13 protein-coding genes are annotated in these 17,210 nt (G+C 67.0%); 4 read left to right on the forward strand and 9 right to left on the reverse strand.

Annotated features, from left to right (window positions below; all coding sequences use genetic code 11):
- Window positions 1-85 precede the first annotated feature (85 nt).
- From guaB to LFT44_RS13985, 3 genes are all read right to left on the reverse strand, one after another.
- The gene (guaB, locus tag LFT44_RS13975) at window positions 86-1,597 is read right to left on the reverse strand and encodes an IMP dehydrogenase (RefSeq protein ID WP_142133152.1); all 1,512 of its coding nucleotides are present in this window, start codon (window positions 1,595-1,597) and stop codon (window positions 86-88) included.
- Window positions 1,598-1,842: 245 nt separating this feature from the next.
- Window positions 1,843-3,921 (reverse strand): acyltransferase family protein, encoded by a 2,079-nt coding sequence (locus LFT44_RS13980; protein WP_236799042.1) that lies wholly within the window; start codon window positions 3,919-3,921, stop codon window positions 1,843-1,845.
- Complete coding sequence (locus LFT44_RS13985) at window positions 3,921-5,876, reverse strand: acyltransferase family protein (protein WP_236799043.1); 1,956 nt, start codon at window positions 5,874-5,876, stop codon at window positions 3,921-3,923. Before LFT44_RS13985 ends, LFT44_RS13980 begins: the two co-directional genes overlap by 1 nt.
- Before the next feature lie 230 nt (window positions 5,877-6,106).
- Between LFT44_RS13985 and LFT44_RS13990 the strand changes: the two genes are divergently transcribed.
- On the forward strand, window positions 6,107-7,075 hold the full coding sequence (locus tag LFT44_RS13990; RefSeq protein ID WP_236799044.1) for a DUF389 domain-containing protein: 969 nt from the start codon (window positions 6,107-6,109) through the stop codon (window positions 7,073-7,075).
- Window positions 7,076-7,090: 15 nt separating this feature from the next.
- On the opposite strand, the gene LFT44_RS13995 is transcribed toward LFT44_RS13990, so the two are convergent.
- Complete coding sequence (locus LFT44_RS13995; protein ID WP_236799045.1) at window positions 7,091-8,614, reverse strand: ATP-dependent DNA ligase; 1,524 nt, start codon at window positions 8,612-8,614, stop codon at window positions 7,091-7,093.
- 56 nt (window positions 8,615-8,670) lie between these two features.
- Here LFT44_RS13995 and LFT44_RS14000 point away from each other — a divergent pair, with 56 nt between their 5' ends.
- On the forward strand, window positions 8,671-9,273 hold the full coding sequence (locus tag LFT44_RS14000; RefSeq protein ID WP_236799046.1) for a dihydrofolate reductase family protein: 603 nt from the start codon (window positions 8,671-8,673) through the stop codon (window positions 9,271-9,273).
- 89 nt (window positions 9,274-9,362) lie between these two features.
- On the opposite strand, the gene groL is transcribed toward LFT44_RS14000, so the two are convergent.
- The 3 genes from groL to LFT44_RS14015 all read right to left on the reverse strand — a co-directional run bounded on the left by groL (window position 9,363) and on the right by LFT44_RS14015 (window position 11,979).
- A complete protein-coding gene (gene groL, locus LFT44_RS14005) occupies window positions 9,363-10,973 on the reverse strand; it encodes a chaperonin GroEL (protein WP_236799047.1) in 1,611 nt (536 codons plus the stop codon).
- A 78-nt stretch (window positions 10,974-11,051) separates the two neighbouring features.
- Window positions 11,052-11,345: a co-chaperone GroES gene (groES, locus tag LFT44_RS14010; protein ID WP_003805290.1), complete on the reverse strand. Its 294-nt coding sequence runs from the start codon at window positions 11,343-11,345 to the stop codon at window positions 11,052-11,054.
- Between the two features lie 253 nt (window positions 11,346-11,598).
- A complete protein-coding gene (locus LFT44_RS14015) occupies window positions 11,599-11,979 on the reverse strand; it encodes a hypothetical protein (protein ID WP_236799048.1) in 381 nt (126 codons plus the stop codon).
- Between the two features lie 54 nt (window positions 11,980-12,033).
- On the opposite strand from LFT44_RS14015, the gene LFT44_RS14020 reads away from it, so the two are divergent.
- A complete protein-coding gene (locus LFT44_RS14020; RefSeq protein ID WP_236799049.1) occupies window positions 12,034-13,272 on the forward strand; it encodes a class I SAM-dependent methyltransferase in 1,239 nt (412 codons plus the stop codon).
- 27 nt (window positions 13,273-13,299) lie between these two features.
- Here the strand turns inward: LFT44_RS14020 and LFT44_RS14025 are convergent, their stop codons facing one another.
- Window positions 13,300-14,118, reverse strand: coding sequence for a shikimate 5-dehydrogenase (locus LFT44_RS14025; protein ID WP_236799050.1), 819 nt, complete (start codon window positions 14,116-14,118; stop codon window positions 13,300-13,302).
- A 42-nt stretch (window positions 14,119-14,160) separates the two neighbouring features.
- Window positions 14,161-15,609, reverse strand: coding sequence for a glycoside hydrolase family 3 protein (locus LFT44_RS14030; protein WP_236802904.1), 1,449 nt, complete (start codon window positions 15,607-15,609; stop codon window positions 14,161-14,163).
- A gap of 374 nt (window positions 15,610-15,983) precedes the next feature.
- On the opposite strand from LFT44_RS14030, the gene LFT44_RS14035 reads away from it, so the two are divergent.
- Entirely contained in the window at window positions 15,984-17,135 is a 1,152-nt protein-coding gene (locus tag LFT44_RS14035) for a glutamate--cysteine ligase (protein WP_236799051.1), read from the forward strand.
- The last annotated feature ends 75 nt before the right edge of the window (window positions 17,136-17,210 follow it).

Raw genomic sequence — 17,210 nt, forward strand, 5'->3', positions numbered from 1 at the left:
CTGTCTCAGGCCAAAACAAAAGGAGGCAGGGTCACCCCTGCCTCCTTTTATTCATGCACGCTCAGCGGAAACGTGCCGCCGCAGCTTAGCGCGAGCCGTAGTTTGGCGCCTCGACGGTCATTTGGATGTCGTGTGGGTGCGATTCCTTCAGCCCGGCAGAGGTGATCCGGACGAACTTGCCGCGGACCTTCAGCTCAGGAATGGTGGGTGCGCCGGTGTAGAACATGGTCTGGCGCAGGCCGCCCACCAGCTGGTACGCCACCGAGGACAGCGGACCGCGGTAGGCAACACGGCCTTCGATGCCTTCGGGGATGAGCTTGTCGTCGCCGGACACATCGGCCTGGAAATAGCGGTCCTTCGAGTAGGACGTGTTCTTGCCGCGCGACTGCATGGCGCCGAGGGAGCCCATGCCGCGGTAGGACTTGAACTGCTTGCCGTTGACGAAGATCAGCTCGCCCGGGGACTCGTCGCAACCGGCGAGCAGGGAGCCGAGCATGACGGTGTCCGCACCGGCCACCAGGGCCTTGCCGATGTCGCCCGAGTACTGCAGGCCGCCGTCGGCGATCAGCGGCACGCCGGCCGGGATGGCAGCCTTGGCGGATTCGTAGATGGCGGTGATCTGCGGGACGCCCACGCCGGCCACCACACGGGTGGTGCAGATGGATCCCGGACCGACGCCCACCTTGATGCCGTCGGCACCGGCGTCGATCAGCGCCTGTGCACCTTCGCGGGTGGCAGCCTGGCCGCCGATGATGTCCACATGCGCGGCGGCGGGCTCGGACTTCAGGCGGTGGATCATGTCCAGCACGCCTTGGGAGTGGCCGTTGGCAGTGTCCACGAACAGCGCGTCGACGCCGGCGTCCACCAGGGTCATGGCGCGCTCCCAGCCGTCCCCGAAGAAGCCGATGGCGGCACCCACGCGGAGCCGGCCTTCGTCATCCTTGGTGGCCAGCGGGTACTGCTCGGCCTTGGTGAAGTCCTTGGTGGTGATCAGGCCCTTCAGCCGGCCCTGGTCGTCCACCAGCGGAAGCTTTTCGATCTTGTTGGTGGCCAGCTTGTGCGAGGCTTCCTCGCGGCTGATGCCCACGTGCCCGGTGACCAGGGGCATCTTGGTCATGACGTCACTGACCAGCCGCAGCGGGAAATCGGACTCCGGGACGAATCGGGTGTCGCGGTTGGTGACGATGCCCAGCAGGCGGTTGTCCTCGTCCACGACGGGCAGTCCGGAGACGCGGTAGTGGGCACAGAGATCATCCAGTTCACGCAGCGTCGCCTCGGGGCGAATGGTGAGCGGGTTGGTGATCATGCCGGACTCGCTCCGCTTGACCCGGTCAACCTGGTCCGCCTGATCGGCAATGGACAGGTTGCGGTGCACCACGCCCAGGCCACCCTGGCGGGCCATGGCGATGGCCATGCGGGACTCCGTAACGGTGTCCATGGCGGCGGAAAGCAGCGGCGTCTGCACGCTGATCCGCTTGGAGATCCGGGAAGAGGTGTCTGCCTCGGACGGGATGACGTCGGTGTGGCCGGGCAGGAGGAGGACGTCGTCGTAGGTCAGGCCAATGAAGCCAAAGGGGTTGTGTTCGGGCTCGGTCATGAGTGCGCCTCTTACCTTGGTTGCTGGGTCACGGGTAGGGGTTGCAGCCGATGACCAGCCCGTGATTACGGAACTGGCCTGTGCAGACGATCCTGCGGGAGCACCGTGCAGCACGGCATTCCGGGGCAGAAAGTGTTGAGTAAATATTAGAACCTCGGCGCCGATCCCCCTATTCCGCGCGGCCAATGTGAGCAACCGCACGGTCCCCCACCCGCTCGCCGCTCAGGCCAAGCCCAAGGGGTGGGTCAGTTCCAGCCGGTGGCGGCGAGCAGGCGCTGCTCGAACATGGGGATCATGGTCTCCACATAGGTCCGGGTCAGGTGGTTGTCATCCTTGTAGACGTAGACGTTTCCCACCACCGCCGGGCAGACCCCGCGGGCGCAAATGAAGTCGCTCATGTCCATCAGGTGCAGCCCGGGCAGCTTGCCGCGGTAGTTCTCGAGGGGGGACGGCTCCACCAGGGACTCGGCGAGCGCCGGGTTGCAGGCCGGCGCAGCGGCACCGTGGCGCTGGGCGCACTGCGGCATATTGAACGTGAACCGGGGGTTGTCCCGGATTCCCACCACCTCGATACCCGCATGGGCAAATGGCTGCACGCCTTCGAGGTATCCCGGCACCTCGGTTTCGAAGGGAGCCTCCTCGTGGGTCAGCGAAGCCACCGTGAACACAGCATCGGGCCTGTGCTCCAGGACGTAGGCGGAACTGGCGCGGTTGTAGGCGTTGCACTCTGCGTTACGCGTTTCCGAGTCGGCGCCGAACCGGCAGGCCGGCATCAGCAGTGTCACCAGTTCCCAGCCGCGGGCAGCAGCAACCGGGGCCAGCGCGGCGAGGTACTGCTGGGCATGGGAGTCGCCCAGCACCACGATGCGCTTGGAGGAAGGTTCCTCCGGCAGCTCCTGCCGGCAGCCCTCCAATATCGGGTCGCTGGTGGCATTGGCGCCAGTGCAGGGCGAGTCGATGCCGGCCCAGTCGTTGTCCAGCGCGGTGGGCCCGGGGATGGTCCGGGCCCTGGGGGCGGGAGTGTTTTCGTTCTCCGGGGTGAGTGCCAGCGCCCCTGGCGTCAGCTCCCTCGGTTGTGCCGCCGTCGCGCTTTCCTCCGCAGTGAGCGATGTCTGCCAGACGGCGACGGGCCCCGCCAGCACGGCACCACAGGCAACAATGACGACGGCGGTGCGCCAGGCGCGCAGCTTGGGCCAGTGCCAGTCGCGCAGGGGCTTTTCGACAAAGCGCGTGGTCAGGACGGCGAGCACGATGGAGGCAGCGACGATGCCAAGGCCCTGTTTGAGGTTGGGCGCTTCCACCCCGGTAGCCGCAAGGGCCAGCACCAGGAGGGGCCAGTGCCACAGGTACAGGGCGTAGGAATTATCGCCCAGGGCGACAGCGGGCCGGCTGCTGAGGAGGCGGTCCACCCCGAACCGGCTGCCGGTCTGCCCCGCCACGATGATGGCGGCCGCCGACAACGTTGGCCAGAGTGCCGCATACCCGGGGAAGGAACGGTCAACGGTCAGGACCAGCCCGCACGAAACCATGCCTGCCAGTCCGGCCCAGCCCAGCACCACCCGGAGCCTGCGGCCGGGCTTCAGGTAGGGCAGCACCAGGGCCAGCAATGACCCCAGCGCAAACTCCCAAAGCCGGGCTCGCGTGTCGAAGTAGGCGTAGGCCTGGCTGGTGGCGGTCTGTTCTACGGAATAGGCCAGGGACAGCACGAACACCGTCCCAAACACGACGGCGAGCAGCCCGCGGTAAGTCAGTCGGCCCAGGCGGGGTATCCGGCGCAGCCGGGACAGCGCAATGGCCGTGGCGGCGAAGATCAGTGGCCACAGGATGAAGACCTGCCCCTGGATGGACAGCGACCAGAAGTGCTGCAGTGGGCTGGCGCCCGCATGGTCCTGCGCGTAATAGTCCACGGCGGCATCCGCCAGCAGCCAGTTCTGGCGGTAGAGCAGGGACGCCCACGCCTGGTCGAGCACCTCCGGCCACCGCCCCTGCGGCAGGATCAGCCAGGTTCCGGCCAGGACCCCCAGGATCACCACGACGACGGCGGGCAACAGGCGCTTGAACAGGTGCAGCCAGTGCGCCAGGAGCTGGAAGGGCTTGCCTGACTCCGCCTTGCGGACGAAGGAGAGGGTGAGCAGGAATGCAGAAATCAACAGGAAAATGTCCACACCGCCGGACACGCGGCCCAGCCAGACATGGTAGGCCACCACCATCAGGACAGCCAGGGCGCGCAGGCCCTGGACCTCGGGGCGGAAGGAGGGCTTCCGGGGCTTCGAAGGCGCGGGGCCTGCTGACGTGGCTTTGGTGTCTGGTGCTGCCTGCGGCATCAGACCGCCCATCCCGCCGCCGTCTGCAGCCGCTTGGCAAACTCGTCCGCCATGCTTTCCGCGTATTCCGCGCTCAGGTGGTTGTCGTCCAGATACACATACACGTTGCCCACCACGGCAGGGCACTCCGTCGGCGTGCAGATCCTGTCTGTCAGGTCCACCAGGGACAAGCCGGGCAGACGCGCCATGTCCAGGGTGTCGAAGGGACTGGCCGCCGGAAAATTGTCCCCGATCGCCGGGCGGCAGCCCTGGGCCTCGGCACCTTCCCGAACCACGCATTCAGCCATGTTGAAGGAAAAACGGGGATTGTCCCGGACGGCAGCTACCTGGATCCCCTGGTCCAGCCACCCGGAGACCATCTCCTCGAACCCCGGTGTCAGGGCCTCGGCAGGAGTCGAGGGCGCCGCCGCAGTCCCCACCACGATGATGGCATCAGGCTTTTGCCGGGTGATTTCCTTCTGCACGTCCGCGTTGAAGGCGTCGCAGTCCTCGCTTCCTCCGAGCCCCGCCGGCGTGGCCTTGCAGGCACCCTTGAGGATGGAATACAGCAGCCAGTTCTTTTGGGCTGCCAACGGTTTGACGGCACCGGTCCATTGCTGCGCATGGCTGTCCCCGAGCACCAGGACCCGCTTGGAAGGCTCACCGGACGGCCGCTGTTCGAAACACGATCCCTTCAACAGACGGCTGTCCGGGGCGATCTCCTCCGTGCACGGCCCATCCAGGGATACCCAGTTCTTGGTGAGGTCCGCGGCCAACGGGAGGAGGGAAGCATCCGGGGCCGGCGTTGCGGCCGTGTAAGCGGGGTCAAGGACGCGGGACCCGGGGTTGTTGGCGATCTTTTGCGCTTCCACCGCACGGCGTTCCAACTCAAGCTGGAAACTCCAGCCGGACAGAGGCACCGCCGCCACAGCCACGGCCAGCATGATGGCCAGGGCGGCCCTGCGCTTCCGGACTTCCGGCCATTTCCATTCACGCCAGGGCTTTTCGATGTAGCGCGTGGTCAGGTAGGCGAGCGCCAGGGCCACCAGGATGATGACGGAACCGGAGAGCCATCCGGCGTGGTCCTTGCCGCTCCAGGCGAGAGCGAGGACCAGGAGCGGCCAGTGCCACAGGTACAGGGCGTAGGAGATGTCGCCGAGCTTGACCAGCGGCTTGGCAGAGAGAAAGCGGTCTATCCCTGCGGCGCTCTCTGTCTGGCCCGCGACGAGGACCATGGCCGCGGCGACTGTGGGCCACAGCGCGGCAATACCGGGGAAAGCCCCCTGCACGTCCAGGACAATGCCGCACGCCAGCATGGCCAGAACCCCCACCCAGCCCATGATGACGCGGGTCCGGCGCCGGAAGCGCAGGCCGGGGAGGATCAAGGCCACGAGCGTGCCCAAGGCGAATTCCCACAGCCGGGCGCCGGTATCGAAGTAAGCCTGCACCTGGTTGATGGCGGTGAAGATGATGGAGTAGCCCAGCGAACCGAGGAAGATGGCGAAGAAGATGTAGGCAAGCAGGGGGCGGTAGGACAACCGGTAGCGCCGTGCCGTCCAGCCGGCCAGCGCGAAGATCAGGGGCCACAGGATGAAGACCTGTCCCTGGATGGACAGCGACCAAAAGTGCTGGAAGGGGCTGGCCAGGCTGTGGTCGTTGGCGTAGTAATCCACCGCCTGCTGCTGCAGCAGGCGGTTCTCCGAATAGGACAGGGAGGCCCAGCCTTGCGCGATGAGGTCCAGCCACCGGGTGGGTGGAAGGACCAGGGCGGACACGGCCAGGGTTGCCACGATAACGGTGACAGCTGCCGGGAGGAGCCGCCGGAACAGGTGGAGCCAGTGTTTTGCGAGGGCGAAGGGCTGCTTCCGGTCATGGCGTCCAAGGAATTGGAGCGTCATCAGGAAGGCGGAAATAAAGAGGAAGACATCCACCCCACCGGAGACGCGCCCGAACCAGACGTGGTAAGTCACCACCATGAGGACAGCCAGTGACCGCAGGCCCTGGATCTCCGGCCGGAAAGACGGCTTCCGGTGTCTTGTGGCGACACTGGGCCTGGGTTCCGGTGCCTTCGGGGTTTCCGTTATCGACACAAGAACCTCTCAAAATCCCGCCAGCCAAAGCAGCAAGCCTAGCCAACGCCGTCTTTAACAGCTAATCAATGCGGCCGTCCGGACTATGCTGGCCACAACCGGCGAAGGGAGCGGGCATGGTTGTCCAACTGCGGATCTGTGTGCCCGGGGAGCTGTCCGAGGTAACGGTACAGACATGCCGCGACCAGCGGGGTGTGGCAGAAGTCATGGTGGCCAAGGGAGCTGCCGTGGTGCCTCCGGGCGACGTGATCGAGGTTTTCATCGCCCGGGAGTCCGTGGAGGAACTGCTCGAAAAGCTGGACATCCTGAAGATCCAGGAGGCGGGCTCGATTGCCATGTCGACGCCGGAATTCGTCCTCTCGAGAAAGGCGGACCAGGCGGAGCGGTCCGCCCCGGGGGACGGCGCAGACGCGGTGATCTGGGACGACGTGACCCGGCAAACCGGCGAGGATTCCAGGCTGACGTGGAACTTCCTCGCTTTCCTGGTCCTGGCCACACAGCTCGCAGGAATTGGCATTGTGACCGATTCCCCGATTGCCATTGTGGGCGCCATGGCGGTGGGCCCCGAGTTCGGGCCGCTGGCCGCCCTGGCCGTGTCGCTGGCCACCCGGCAGTGGAAGCTTGGCCGGCGCGCCGCCGTCGCGTTGGGTGTCGGGTTCCCCGTTGCCATGCTGCTGGCAGCACTCACTGCGTGGCTTTCGGTGCCGCTGGGGCTGTTCCCGCGCGATGCCCTGGACAAGGGGTCGGCCGTCGAATTCATCTACCACCCCGGGCCGTATTCACTGATTGTCGCGGTGCTGGCCGGGATCGCGGGCATGCTGTCCATCATCGGCCGGCGTTCCGCCGCGCTGATCGGCGTCTTCATCTCCGTGACCACCGTGCCGGCGGCCGGGTACGTGGCGGTGGCTTTGGTGTTGGGCGAATACCAAAAGGCGGCGGGCTCTGCCCTGCAACTGCTGCTCAACCTCGTGGGCATCGTGGTGGCAGCCTTGGCAGTTCTGCTCTTTTACCGGGTGGTCGCCAGGCGCCTACCGGATGGGGCGGCGCGGAGGCTGCAGCGCCAGCGAAGCGGAGCGCGCCGCTAGCCGCCGAGCTCTCCCCTATGGGCGCAGCAGGCCCCGCAGGGTCTGGATGGTGTCCGCTTCGGCCGGAACCTTGTCATCGCGGTAGCGCTTGACGCGCGCGAAACGGAGCGCGATTCCACCGGGGTAGCGCGGCGACTGCTGCACCCCGTCAATGGCAATTTCGACGACGGTGACAGGCTCCACCCAGACCGTCCCGGCAGTGCGCCGCACCTCAAGCTCCTGGAACCTTTCGGTCTGCCAGCGCAGCAGTTCATCGGTAAGGCCTTTGAAAGTCTTGCCCACCATGACGTAACCGCCGGGTTCACCGAACTCTCCAGCAGGGTCCAGGGCCCCCAGGTGCAGGTTGGACAGCATCCCAGTGCGCCTGCCGGACCCCCATTCGCAGGCCAGCACCACCAGGTCATAGGTCAGGACCGGCTTCACTTTCACCCAGTTCGATCCACGCCGGCCTGCCGCGTAGGCGGACCCGATCGCCTTCACCACAACACCCTCGTGGCCGGCGGCAAGCGCGTCCTGTGAGACACGTTCCGCAACCGCCGGGTCAGCCGTTACCTCCCCCGGGATCCGGTGGGCAGGGGCAATGCGCTCAAGCACCTCGATGCGGTCGGCCAACGGCTCGTCCAGCAGGTCCCTCCCATCGATGTGCAGCACATCGAAGAACCAGGGATGCAGGAGGGTTTCGCGCACTGCATCCGCGCCAAACCGTGCCATGGTTTCCTGGAAGGGCCGCGGGCCGCCTTCCTCATCGAGGGCCAGGGTCTCGCCGTCCAGGATTACGTGCCGCAGCGGCAGGCCACGGACCACTTCCACCACTTCGGGCAGCCGGTGGGTGACGTCGGCCAGGTTGCGGGTGTAAATGCTGACGCGGTCGTCCGCGCGGTGGACCTGGATGCGCGCGCCGTCGAGCTTGTATTCCACGGAGGCCTCCCCCGTGGTTTCCAGTGCTGCACTGGGACTGGCTGCGGTGGAGGCGAGCATGGGCAGCACGGGGCGGCCCACCACCAGTCCGACGGCGTCAAGCTCGGCCTGGGTGCCGGTGATGGCCAGGAGGGCTGTTTCGCCGAGGTCTCCGGAGAGCATGGCGGCACGCCGGACGGCTTCCACGGGCTTCCCGGCAGCGCGGGCCACGGCATCAGTCAGGACTCCTTCCAGCGCACCGGTGCGCAGCTCGCCGAGCAGGACTCCGGTGATGAACGACTGTTCCGGCCCGGTGGCCGCCGACAACAGTTTCCGCAGGATTGCTGTCCGCCCCGCCGCCGACCCCGTACCCGCCGCAGCGAGCAGGCCGTCCAGCGCCGCATCAAAGTCGGCCACCGTCAGGCTCGGCTCGTCGGCCGGCTCCTCCTTTGCCGCTGCCACCGCACTCCATCCCACGCCCACGCGGCCCTGGCGCGGTTTGGCACTGAGCAGGCCCACCGCCGTCGGGATCTCCACTGGCTCAAGGCGGCGCAGCAGGCCGGCCAAGGCGTCCACCTTCGCCAGCCGGGAGCGGGTCGACGCAACGGACGCGCTGGTTTCCACAAGCTCAAGGAGCAACATGGGACCATCCTGCCACGGCTCTGGACAGCCTCCCGGCGCTGCTCCACAATGGGCGCGTGGGGATCATTGTCGCGAACCTGTTCATCACCCTCGATGGCGTGTACCAGGCGCCCGGCGGCCGCGAGGAAGACAGCGAAGGCGGCTTCGAATTCGGCGGCTGGCAGGCGCCGGTGTCCGACGACGAAGCGGGCGCCGCCATCGCTGCCGAGATCGGACGCATGGACGCGTTGCTCCTGGGGCGGGCAACCTATGACATCTTTTCGTCGTACTGGCCCCACCAGACCGGCGACATCGCGGACGCACTTAACCGGGTGCCCAAGTTCGTCGTGTCCGGCTCCCTGCACGATCCCAGCTGGGCAGGGACCACAGTGCTGCCGCATGCCGCCGCGGCCGGCAGCCTCCGGGAGGACTACGGGCAGGTGCACATGTTCGGCAGCGGGTTCCTCATCCGGTCCCTCCTGTCTGCAGGCGTGCTGGACCGTCTTCACCTGTGGCTTTATCCCGTCGCGCTCGGACAAGGCAAGCGCCTCTTCGACGACGGCAGCGTACCCACCACTTTCAGCCTGGCTGAGCCGGCGCGCAGCTTCCCCAAAGGCGCTGTGTCTTTGGTCTACGAGCCTGTAGGCGGCGTAGAGACGCGGGACATGGCGGCGGGTTAAGGGGGCCTCGTTCAGGGGACATGAAAAAGGCTGGTCCGGCAGATGCCGGACCAGCCTTTTTCGAGCGGAAAGCCGCGAGGGTGCAGCCGCTAGTGGCTGTGGCCTGCGTGCTCGTCCTCTTCGGCCGGCTTCTCCACGACCAGGGTCTCGGTGGTGAGAACCAGGGCAGCGATGGAGGCCGCGTTGCGGAGGGCTGCACGGGTGACCTTGACGGGGTCGATGACGCCCGCGCCGATCAGGTCCTCGTACTCGCCGGACTTGGCGTTGAAGCCGTTGTTGACCTCGGCGTCGGCAACCTTGGCAGCCACCACGTAGCCGTCGAAGCCGGCGTTCTGGGCGATCCAGCGCAGCGGCTGAACCAGTGCCCGGCGGACGATGCCGACAGCTGCTGCGGCGTCGCCTTCGAGGGCCTTGACCGAAGCGTCCTCATCCAGTGCCTTGAGGGCGTGGACCAGGGCGGAACCGCCGCCTGCCACGATGCCTTCTTCGAGGGCAGCGCGGGTGGAGGACACCGCGTCCTCGATGCGGTGCTTCTTTTCCTTCAGCTCAACCTCGGTGGCAGCACCGACCTTGATGACGCCGATGCCGCCGGCCAGCTTGGCCAGGCGCTCCTGGAGCTTTTCGCGGTCCCAGTCGGAGTCGGTGCGCGTCAGCTCGGCGCGCAGTTGGGCAACGCGTGCTGACACGTCCTCAGCCGAACCGGCGCCGTCCACGATGGTGGTGTTGTCCTTGGTGACGGTGATGCGGCGGGCGGTACCCAGCACCTCCAGGCCAACGGAGTCCAGGCTCAGGCCCAGCTCCGGTGAGACGACCTGCGCACCGGTGAGGGTGGCGATGTCCTGCAGCATGGCCTTGCGGCGGTCGCCGAAGCCCGGAGCCTTGACGGCAACGACGTTCAGGGTGCCGCGGATGCGGTTGACGATCAGCGTGGACAGGGCCTCGCCCTCAACGTCCTCGGCAATGATGAACAGCGGCTTGGAGGCCTGCAGCGCCTTTTCGAGCAGCGGCAGGAATTCCTGGATGGAGGAGATCTTGCCCTGGTTGATCAGGATGAGGGCGTCCTCGAGGACAGCTTCCTGGCGCTCCGCGTCGGTGACGAAGTACGGGGACAGGTAACCCTTGTCGAACTGCATGCCCTCGGTGAGGACCAGTTCCGTCTGGGTGGTGGACGACTCTTCGATGGTGATGACGCCATCCTTGCCCACCTTGCCGAAGGCCTCGGCGAGGAGCTCGCCGATTTCGTCGCTCTGGGCGGAGATGGCGGCAACGTTTGCCACCTGGGTGCCTTCAACCGGGCGGGCGTTCTCGAGCAGGCGGGCAGCCACGGCTTCCACCGCAACTTCGATGCCGCGCTTGATCTGGCCGGGGGCAGCGCCGGCTGCAACGTTGCGCAGGCCTTCCTTGACCAGGGCCTGGGCCAGGACCGTTGCGGTGGTGGTGCCGTCGCCGGCAACGTCGTTGGTCTTGGTAGCTACTTCCTTGGCCAGCTGGGCGCCAAGGTTCTCGTAGGGATCGTCCAGTTCCACTTCGCGGGCGATGGTGACGCCGTCGTTCGTGATGGTGGGGGCGCCCCACTTCTTGTCCAGGACGACGTTGCGGCCGCGGGGGCCGAGCGTCACCTTGACGGTGTTCGCGAGCTTATCGATGCCGGCCTCAAGGGACCGGCGGGCAGCGTCATTAAACGCAAGCTGCTTTGCCATGGTTTTGTCCTTTCAAAGACAGAACCCCGCACTGCCGGCCAGCATGAGCATGGCCGGCGGCACGGGGATCCGGAAGAGTTACTTTACGACGATCGCCAGGACGTCGCGGGCGGAGAGCACAAGGTACTCGGTGCCGCCGGTCTTGACTTCGGTTCCGCCGTACTTGGAGTAGATGACGACGTCGCCAACTGCTACGTCAACGGGGACGCGGTTGCCGTCTTCGAAGCGGCCGGGGCCTACTGCGACAACTTCGCCTTCCTGCGGCTTCTCCTGTGCGGAGTCCGGGATGACCAGGCCGGAAGCCGTGGTCTGCTCGGCTTCGAGCGGGCGGACAACAATACGATCCTCAAGAGGCTTAATAGAGACCGACACTCGGACCTCTCCTTTTCGTCAGCAAATTCGTGGACTGGAAAGCTTTCCGCCGTAGCTGGCAAACCGTCGTCGCGGTGCCGGCAGCAGCCTGGCTGGCAGCTCTTCATGTGTTAGCACCCGCCTAGGGAGAGTGCTAATGAAGACTCTATGTATGAGTTAGCACTCGGTCAAGGTGAGTGCCAACGTTTCGTCATGGGCGTACGCCTTCTGGGATCGGACGACGCCGGGCGGCGGGGTGGAAGCCGCAGCCCACCTACCGGCCGAGGTCGTCAAAGTCCACGTCCTCGCCGCCGTCGGAATCGCCGCCGCCCTGCTTCCGTCCGCGGTAGAGGACCCACCCGGACACCGCTGCGGCGAGCAGCGCAATGACGAGGAAGACGATGCTTCCTGCCCGTGCGCCGTCGTACAGCCCGCGGATGTCCTTGGCCTCCTGGGTGTTGTCCTGGATGTCGTTGCCGCCCACGGAATAGACGGTGGCGTTGAAGGTGTCCAGCAGGAAGATGATCACCAGCAGGGCGATGCAGACCACGGCCACCACGGCAGCGGCGATCAGGACGGGACGGGCAAACCTGGCGGGTCCGGTGTGCCTGGGCCCGTGGTCCGCGGTCTCCCCTGGGGCTTCGCTCTCATCCATGGTTTCAACAGTATCCGCATCCCGGCCACGCGCTCCTCCACTAGGCTGGAACCCATGGCTCACGCTCCCCAGGACCAGATCGCACAGGACCAGATCGCACCGCTGCTGACCCCCGAAGGCTGGGAGTTGCTGGCATCGCTGGGCCCCTACCGGGACGAGGATTCGTTCGAGCTCAATTCGGCCCTCCGGAAGGCCGGGCACTCCCCCGAGCTCGTGTCCGCCGTGCTCACGCAGTCGCGGCTGCGCACCCGGGCAGCGGCGAAGTTCGGCGAGTTTGCCCGCCAGATGCTCTTCACCCAGGCCGGACTGGAGCAGGCCACGCGCCTGAACGTCGCCGCCCACCATGCGCGGCGTTTCGCGGCTGCCGGCATCGGCCACGTGGCGGACCTGGGCTGCGGCCTCGGCGCCGACTCACTGGCCCTGGCCTCCCTGGACATCAACGTCACCGCGGTGGAAATGGATGAAACCACCGCGGCATGCGCAACGGTGAACCTCATCCCGTTTCCCAACGCCACGGTGGTCCACTCGGACGCGGCGACGGTCCCGCTGGAAGGGATCGACGGCGTCTGGCTGGATCCGGCGCGCCGGGTCACCTCCACCTCGGGCACCAAACGGATTTGGGACCCCGAGGCGTTCTCGCCGCCGCTATCCTTCGTGGAGTCGCTGGCCGCCGAAGGGAAGGCCGTGGGAGTGAAGATGGGCCCGGGCATGCCGCATGAATCCGTGCCCGCCGGGTGCGAGGCGCAGTGGGTGTCGGTGGGCGGGGACGTCACCGAGGTGACCTTGTGGTTCAACGCCGTACGCCGGCCCGGCGTCCGCCGCGCTGCCCTGGTCCTGGGTTCCCAGGGGCCGGCCGAACTGACCAGCGGCGAGGACTTCGGCGCAGGCCCGACGGCGCCGGTGGGACCGGTGGAGGGGTATCTGTACGAGCCCGACGGTGCCGTGATCCGCGCCGGTTTGGTGGCGGACGTGGCGCTGGAACTCGGCGGGCATTTGGTGGATGAGCACATTGCCTACATCTGCGCCCCGGAGCTCCTGGACACCCCGTTTGCCAGGGCCTACAAGGTCATGCAGGTCATGCCCTACAACGTCAAGGCGCTGAAGGCGTGGGTGAAGCAGGAGGGCGTCACCGTGCTGGACATCAAGAAGCGCGGCACCGCGGTGACCCCGGAAGAGCTGCGGAAGCAGCTGCTGCCAGGCGGGAAAAACACCAAAAAGGGCGGCAAAACGGCCACCCTGGTCCTGACCCGCATCGGCGAGGACCGGGTGGCCATCGTGGTGGAACCCGTCTGACTGCCAGGCCGGGAGCCCCTCGCGCAGCTACTGGGCGCGCATGAACTCCTCGGCGGCCCGCACCTGCTCTGCCGTCGGCCGCACCCCCGTGTACAGGACGAACTGCTCCAGCGCCTGGATGGTGGCCACCTCCGCCCCGGTAATGACTGGCTTGCCGGCTGCCCTGGCGGCGCGGATCAGCGGCGTTTCGGCCGGCAGCGCCACCACGTCGAACACCACGCGGGCGGCCTCGATGGCTTCGGCAGGAAAAGCCAGGCTGTCCGCTTCCGCCCCTCCCGCCATGCCGATGGGGGTGACGTTGATGATCAGGTCGGCCGTCCCGCCGTCGAGCGCTGCACGCCACTGGAAGCCGTACTGGTCAGCGAGCGCACGCCCGGCGCCCTCGTTCCGGGCGATGACGGTGACGTCCTCGAAGCCGGCGTCCCGTAAGGCAGCGACCGTGGCCTTCGCCATCCCACCCGCGCCCTGGACCAGCACGGAATAGTCGGTGGGCACCGCATTGGTGGCCAGCAGCTGCTCAATTGCCGTGTAGTCGGTGTTGTACGCCTTGAGGTGCCCGTCCGTGTTCACGATGGTGTTCACGGAGTCGATGGCCTTGGCGGAGGGATCCATCTCGTCCACGAGCGCGATGACGTCTTCCTTGTACGGCATGGAGATGGCGCAGCCGCGGATGCCCAGCCCGCGGACGCCCGCGATGGCCTGCTCCAGGTTGGTGGGCGCGAACGCCTTGTAGATCCAGTTCAGGTCCAACTGTCCGTACAGGTGGTTGTGGAACCGGGTCCCGTTGTTGCTGGGCCGGGCCGAGAGCGAGATGCAGAAGGTCATGTCTTTATTCAGAATGGGCATCAGACCATTAAACCTGCGTTCACCGGCTGGGTGGTGTTCCGGTCAGGGGCAGCCGGTTCCCGCAGGAAAGGGCCCGACGGCGGCGGGCAGCTTCCCGGGGGCGGGCGCCTTTCCGGCCAGCACGGCGGCCAGTGCGTCGAAAGCGGCGTCGGTACGGCCATAGAGTGCCAGCTTCACCGGCGCGCTGGAGCCCTGCAGCGGCCAGGGGGCATCCAGGGCCACGGCGATGTCACCGCCGGCCGGTTTCCCGCCAAAGCCGATCAGGTTGACCAGGGGTCCCGCCCCGACTTCGAGGCCGGCCCGGGCAGCGGCGGCCTCGAACCGCTCCCGGTCCCCCGGTCCGCCGCCGGCCACGCGCACCGAGCCGGGCACCAATGGTCCGGAACAGGGGCCGGACACCACCGTGACGGCGGACGCGGACACCTGGGCAGACAAGGGCGCAGCGCTTCCGGCCGGAGCACCGGCACCCGGCGTTCCGGGAGCAGGCGTGGTCCGGGCATGCCAGATCATCATGGTGGCCACCCGCTGCGCTGCCTCATCCAGCCGGGCGCCGGGAAGGGTGCCTGCGGCCAGCGCCTGGACGATGGCGGCATGGGCCTGTGCCACGTCAGCAGGCATCAGCAGCAGGTCAGCACCGGCGGTGAGCGCCTTCACCGCGGCAGCGCCGGCCGGGTACTGGTTGTCCACCGCACCCATGTTCAGCGCGTCAGTGACGGCCACACCCTTGAAGCCCAGCCCCCTCAATGCTGCGTAACTTGGGGCAGAAAGCGACGACGGCACGCCGGGTTCCAGCGCAGGCACGGCGATGTGCCCGGTCATGACGATCGGAAGGCCCGCGGCGACGGCGGCCTGGAACGGCTTCCAGTCCCGGGCCCTGAGCGCATCGATGCCGGCCGGCTGGACGGGGAGGCTCAGGTGCGAGTCTGCAGTCACGGATCCGTGCCCCGGAAAGTGCTTGACGCTGGGAAGCACCCCGGCGTCCAGCATGCCCTGAGAAAAGGCCACCCCATGGGTTGCCGCTGCCACCGGATCGGCGGACATGGACCGGGACCCGATGGTGGGGTCGCTGGGCCCGATGGTCACGTCAGTGTCCGGGGCGAAGTCCAGGTCGAAGCCCAGCGGCGCCAGCTCACCCGCGAGGCCTTTGCCGGCTTTGCGCGTCAGGTCCGGGTTTCCGGCGGCGCCGTAGCTCATGGGCGTGGGCCACTCGGTGAGGGGGGCCCCGAGGCGTGCCACCGCACCGCCTTCCTGGTCCACGCCGATGATCCCGGGCCAGCGCCGGCCGTCGGCCGCAACAGCCTGCAGCAGCCGCTGGTTCACGGCTCCCATGGCGGCCACATCGACGTTGCCTTGCCCGTCAAGGGGCACGTTGTCCCCCATGATGATGGAACCCGCAAGATGCAGGCGCTGGATGAGCGCGGCGTGGGCCTCCACCTGGTTGCCCTTGAAGAACGGGAGCAGGACCTGCCCGGCCTTCTGTTCAGGCGACATCGCCGCCACAGCCGCCACTGCCGCATCCTGGTCCCGCTGCTCCGGTCCCCACCCCAAAGGCCGGGAACCCGGGTCTGGTGACGGAGAAGCCGAAGGAGGTGCCGGCGTCGTACTTGCCGATGCCGAGGGGGACGGGACGGTGGGCGGCGCGGAGGACGACGGCGGGGCCGCACTTGGGGAGGGAGAACAGGAGGCCAAGGCCAGGGCGGACAGGGCCAGGAGGAGGGGGAAGGATTTGGCGGGACTGTGACGCAGCAGGAACGGGGCCATCAATACGATGCTACCCCTGCACTAGACTTGAACCACCCGTTCGCCTCCCGGCAGCAGTCTGTGAGCGGCATCAGCCAGCGGCAAACCGGAGAGTAAGGAAACGTGTGAAGATCGACTTCGCGTCATCGAGGCAGTCAACCCTCGGTGTTGAGTGGGAGCTTGCCCTGGTGGACGGAAAGACGGGCGAGCTGGCGTCCGTGGCCAACCAGGTGCTCCGCGGCGTGGCTTCCCGCCACCCGGAACTCAACGAAGACGACGAACACCCGCACATCAAGCAGGAACTGCTGCTGAACACGGTGGAACTGGTCACGGGCATCTGCGAGACAGCCGCCGAGGCCAAGGAGGACCTCAGCCGGTCCGTCGCCGCCGTCCGCGAGATCACCGACCCCATGGGTGTGGAGCTGTTCTGCGCCGGCAGCCATCCCTTCAGCCCGCCGCAGCTGCAGCCGGTGACGGACAAGGCGCGCTACGCCAAACTCATTGACCGGACCCAGTGGTGGGGCCGCCAGATGGTCATTTACGGCGTCCACGTCCACGTGGGGCTGGACCGCCGGGACAAGGTGCTCCCCGTACTGGATGGCCTGGTCAACTACTTCCCGCATTTCCAGGCGCTCTCCGCGTCCAGCCCGTTCTGGGGCGGTGAGGACACCGGCTACGCCTCCCATCGCGCTCTGATGTTCCAGCAGCTTCCCACGGCCGGCCTGCCCTTCCAGTTCAAGTCCTGGGAAGAGTACGAGTCCTACGTCCAGGACATGTTCACCACGGGCGTCATCGACACCATCTCGGAGATCCGGTGGGACATCCGGCCGGTTCCAGCACTGGGAACCATCGAGATGCGCATCTGCGACGGCCTGGCCACGCTGGAGGAAGTGGGCGCCATCGCGGCCCTCACCCAGTGCCTGGTGGACGAGTTCTCCACCATCCTGGACAACGGTGGCACCATCCCCACCATGCCGCCGTGGCACGTGCAGGAAAACAAGTGGCGCGCCGCCCGCTACGGTATGGACGCCATCATCATCCTTGACGCCGCGGGCCACGAGCAGCTGGTGACGGACCACCTGCTGGAGACGCTGAACCGGCTGGAACCCGTGGCCGCCAAGCTGCGGTGCTCCGACGAACTCGCCGACGTGGAGAAGATCATCCGCCGCGGCGCCGGCTACCAGCGCCAGCGTCGCGTGGCTGAGGAAAACGGCGGAAACCTGCAGGCCGTTGTGCTGGACCTGGTCAAGCAGATGCGCAACGGCCCCACCGCCTGACTTGCTCTATCAGATATGGCTCCTAAACCGCCGGTTTGGGAGCCATATCTGATAGAGCAAATGGGGGTTTGAGGG

It is taken from the genome of Arthrobacter sp. FW306-05-C (genome assembly GCF_021801725.1).
Classification (GTDB): Bacteria; Actinomycetota; Actinomycetes; order Actinomycetales; family Micrococcaceae; genus Arthrobacter.

What these genes read in the sequence shown, in the direction of transcription:
- guaB (WP_142133152.1), bottom strand. Translation starts at nt 1,597, where the DNA reads ATGACCGAGCCCGAACACAACCCCTTTGGCTTCATTGGCCTGACCTAC.
- LFT44_RS13980 (WP_236799042.1), bottom strand. Translation starts at nt 3,921, where the DNA reads ATGCCGCAGGCAGCACCAGACACCAAAGCCACGTCAGCAGGCCCCGCG.
- LFT44_RS13985 (WP_236799043.1), bottom strand. Translation starts at nt 5,876, where the DNA reads ATGGTGGTGACTTACCACGTCTGGTTCGGGCGCGTCTCCGGTGGGGTG.
- LFT44_RS13990 (WP_236799044.1), top strand. Translation starts at nt 6,107, where the DNA reads ATGGTTGTCCAACTGCGGATCTGTGTGCCCGGGGAGCTGTCCGAGGTA.
- LFT44_RS13995 (WP_236799045.1), bottom strand. Translation starts at nt 8,614, where the DNA reads ATGTTGCTCCTTGAGCTTGTGGAAACCAGCGCGTCCGTTGCGTCGACC.
- groL (WP_236799047.1), bottom strand. Translation starts at nt 10,973, where the DNA reads ATGGCAAAGCAGCTTGCGTTTAATGACGCTGCCCGCCGGTCCCTTGAG.
- LFT44_RS14015 (WP_236799048.1), bottom strand. Translation starts at nt 11,979, where the DNA reads ATGGATGAGAGCGAAGCCCCAGGGGAGACCGCGGACCACGGGCCCAGG.
- LFT44_RS14020 (WP_236799049.1), top strand. Translation starts at nt 12,034, where the DNA reads ATGGCTCACGCTCCCCAGGACCAGATCGCACAGGACCAGATCGCACCG.
- LFT44_RS14025 (WP_236799050.1), bottom strand. Translation starts at nt 14,118, where the DNA reads ATGCCCATTCTGAATAAAGACATGACCTTCTGCATCTCGCTCTCGGCC.
- LFT44_RS14030 (WP_236802904.1), bottom strand. Translation starts at nt 15,609, where the DNA reads ATGTCGCCTGAACAGAAGGCCGGGCAGGTCCTGCTCCCGTTCTTCAAG.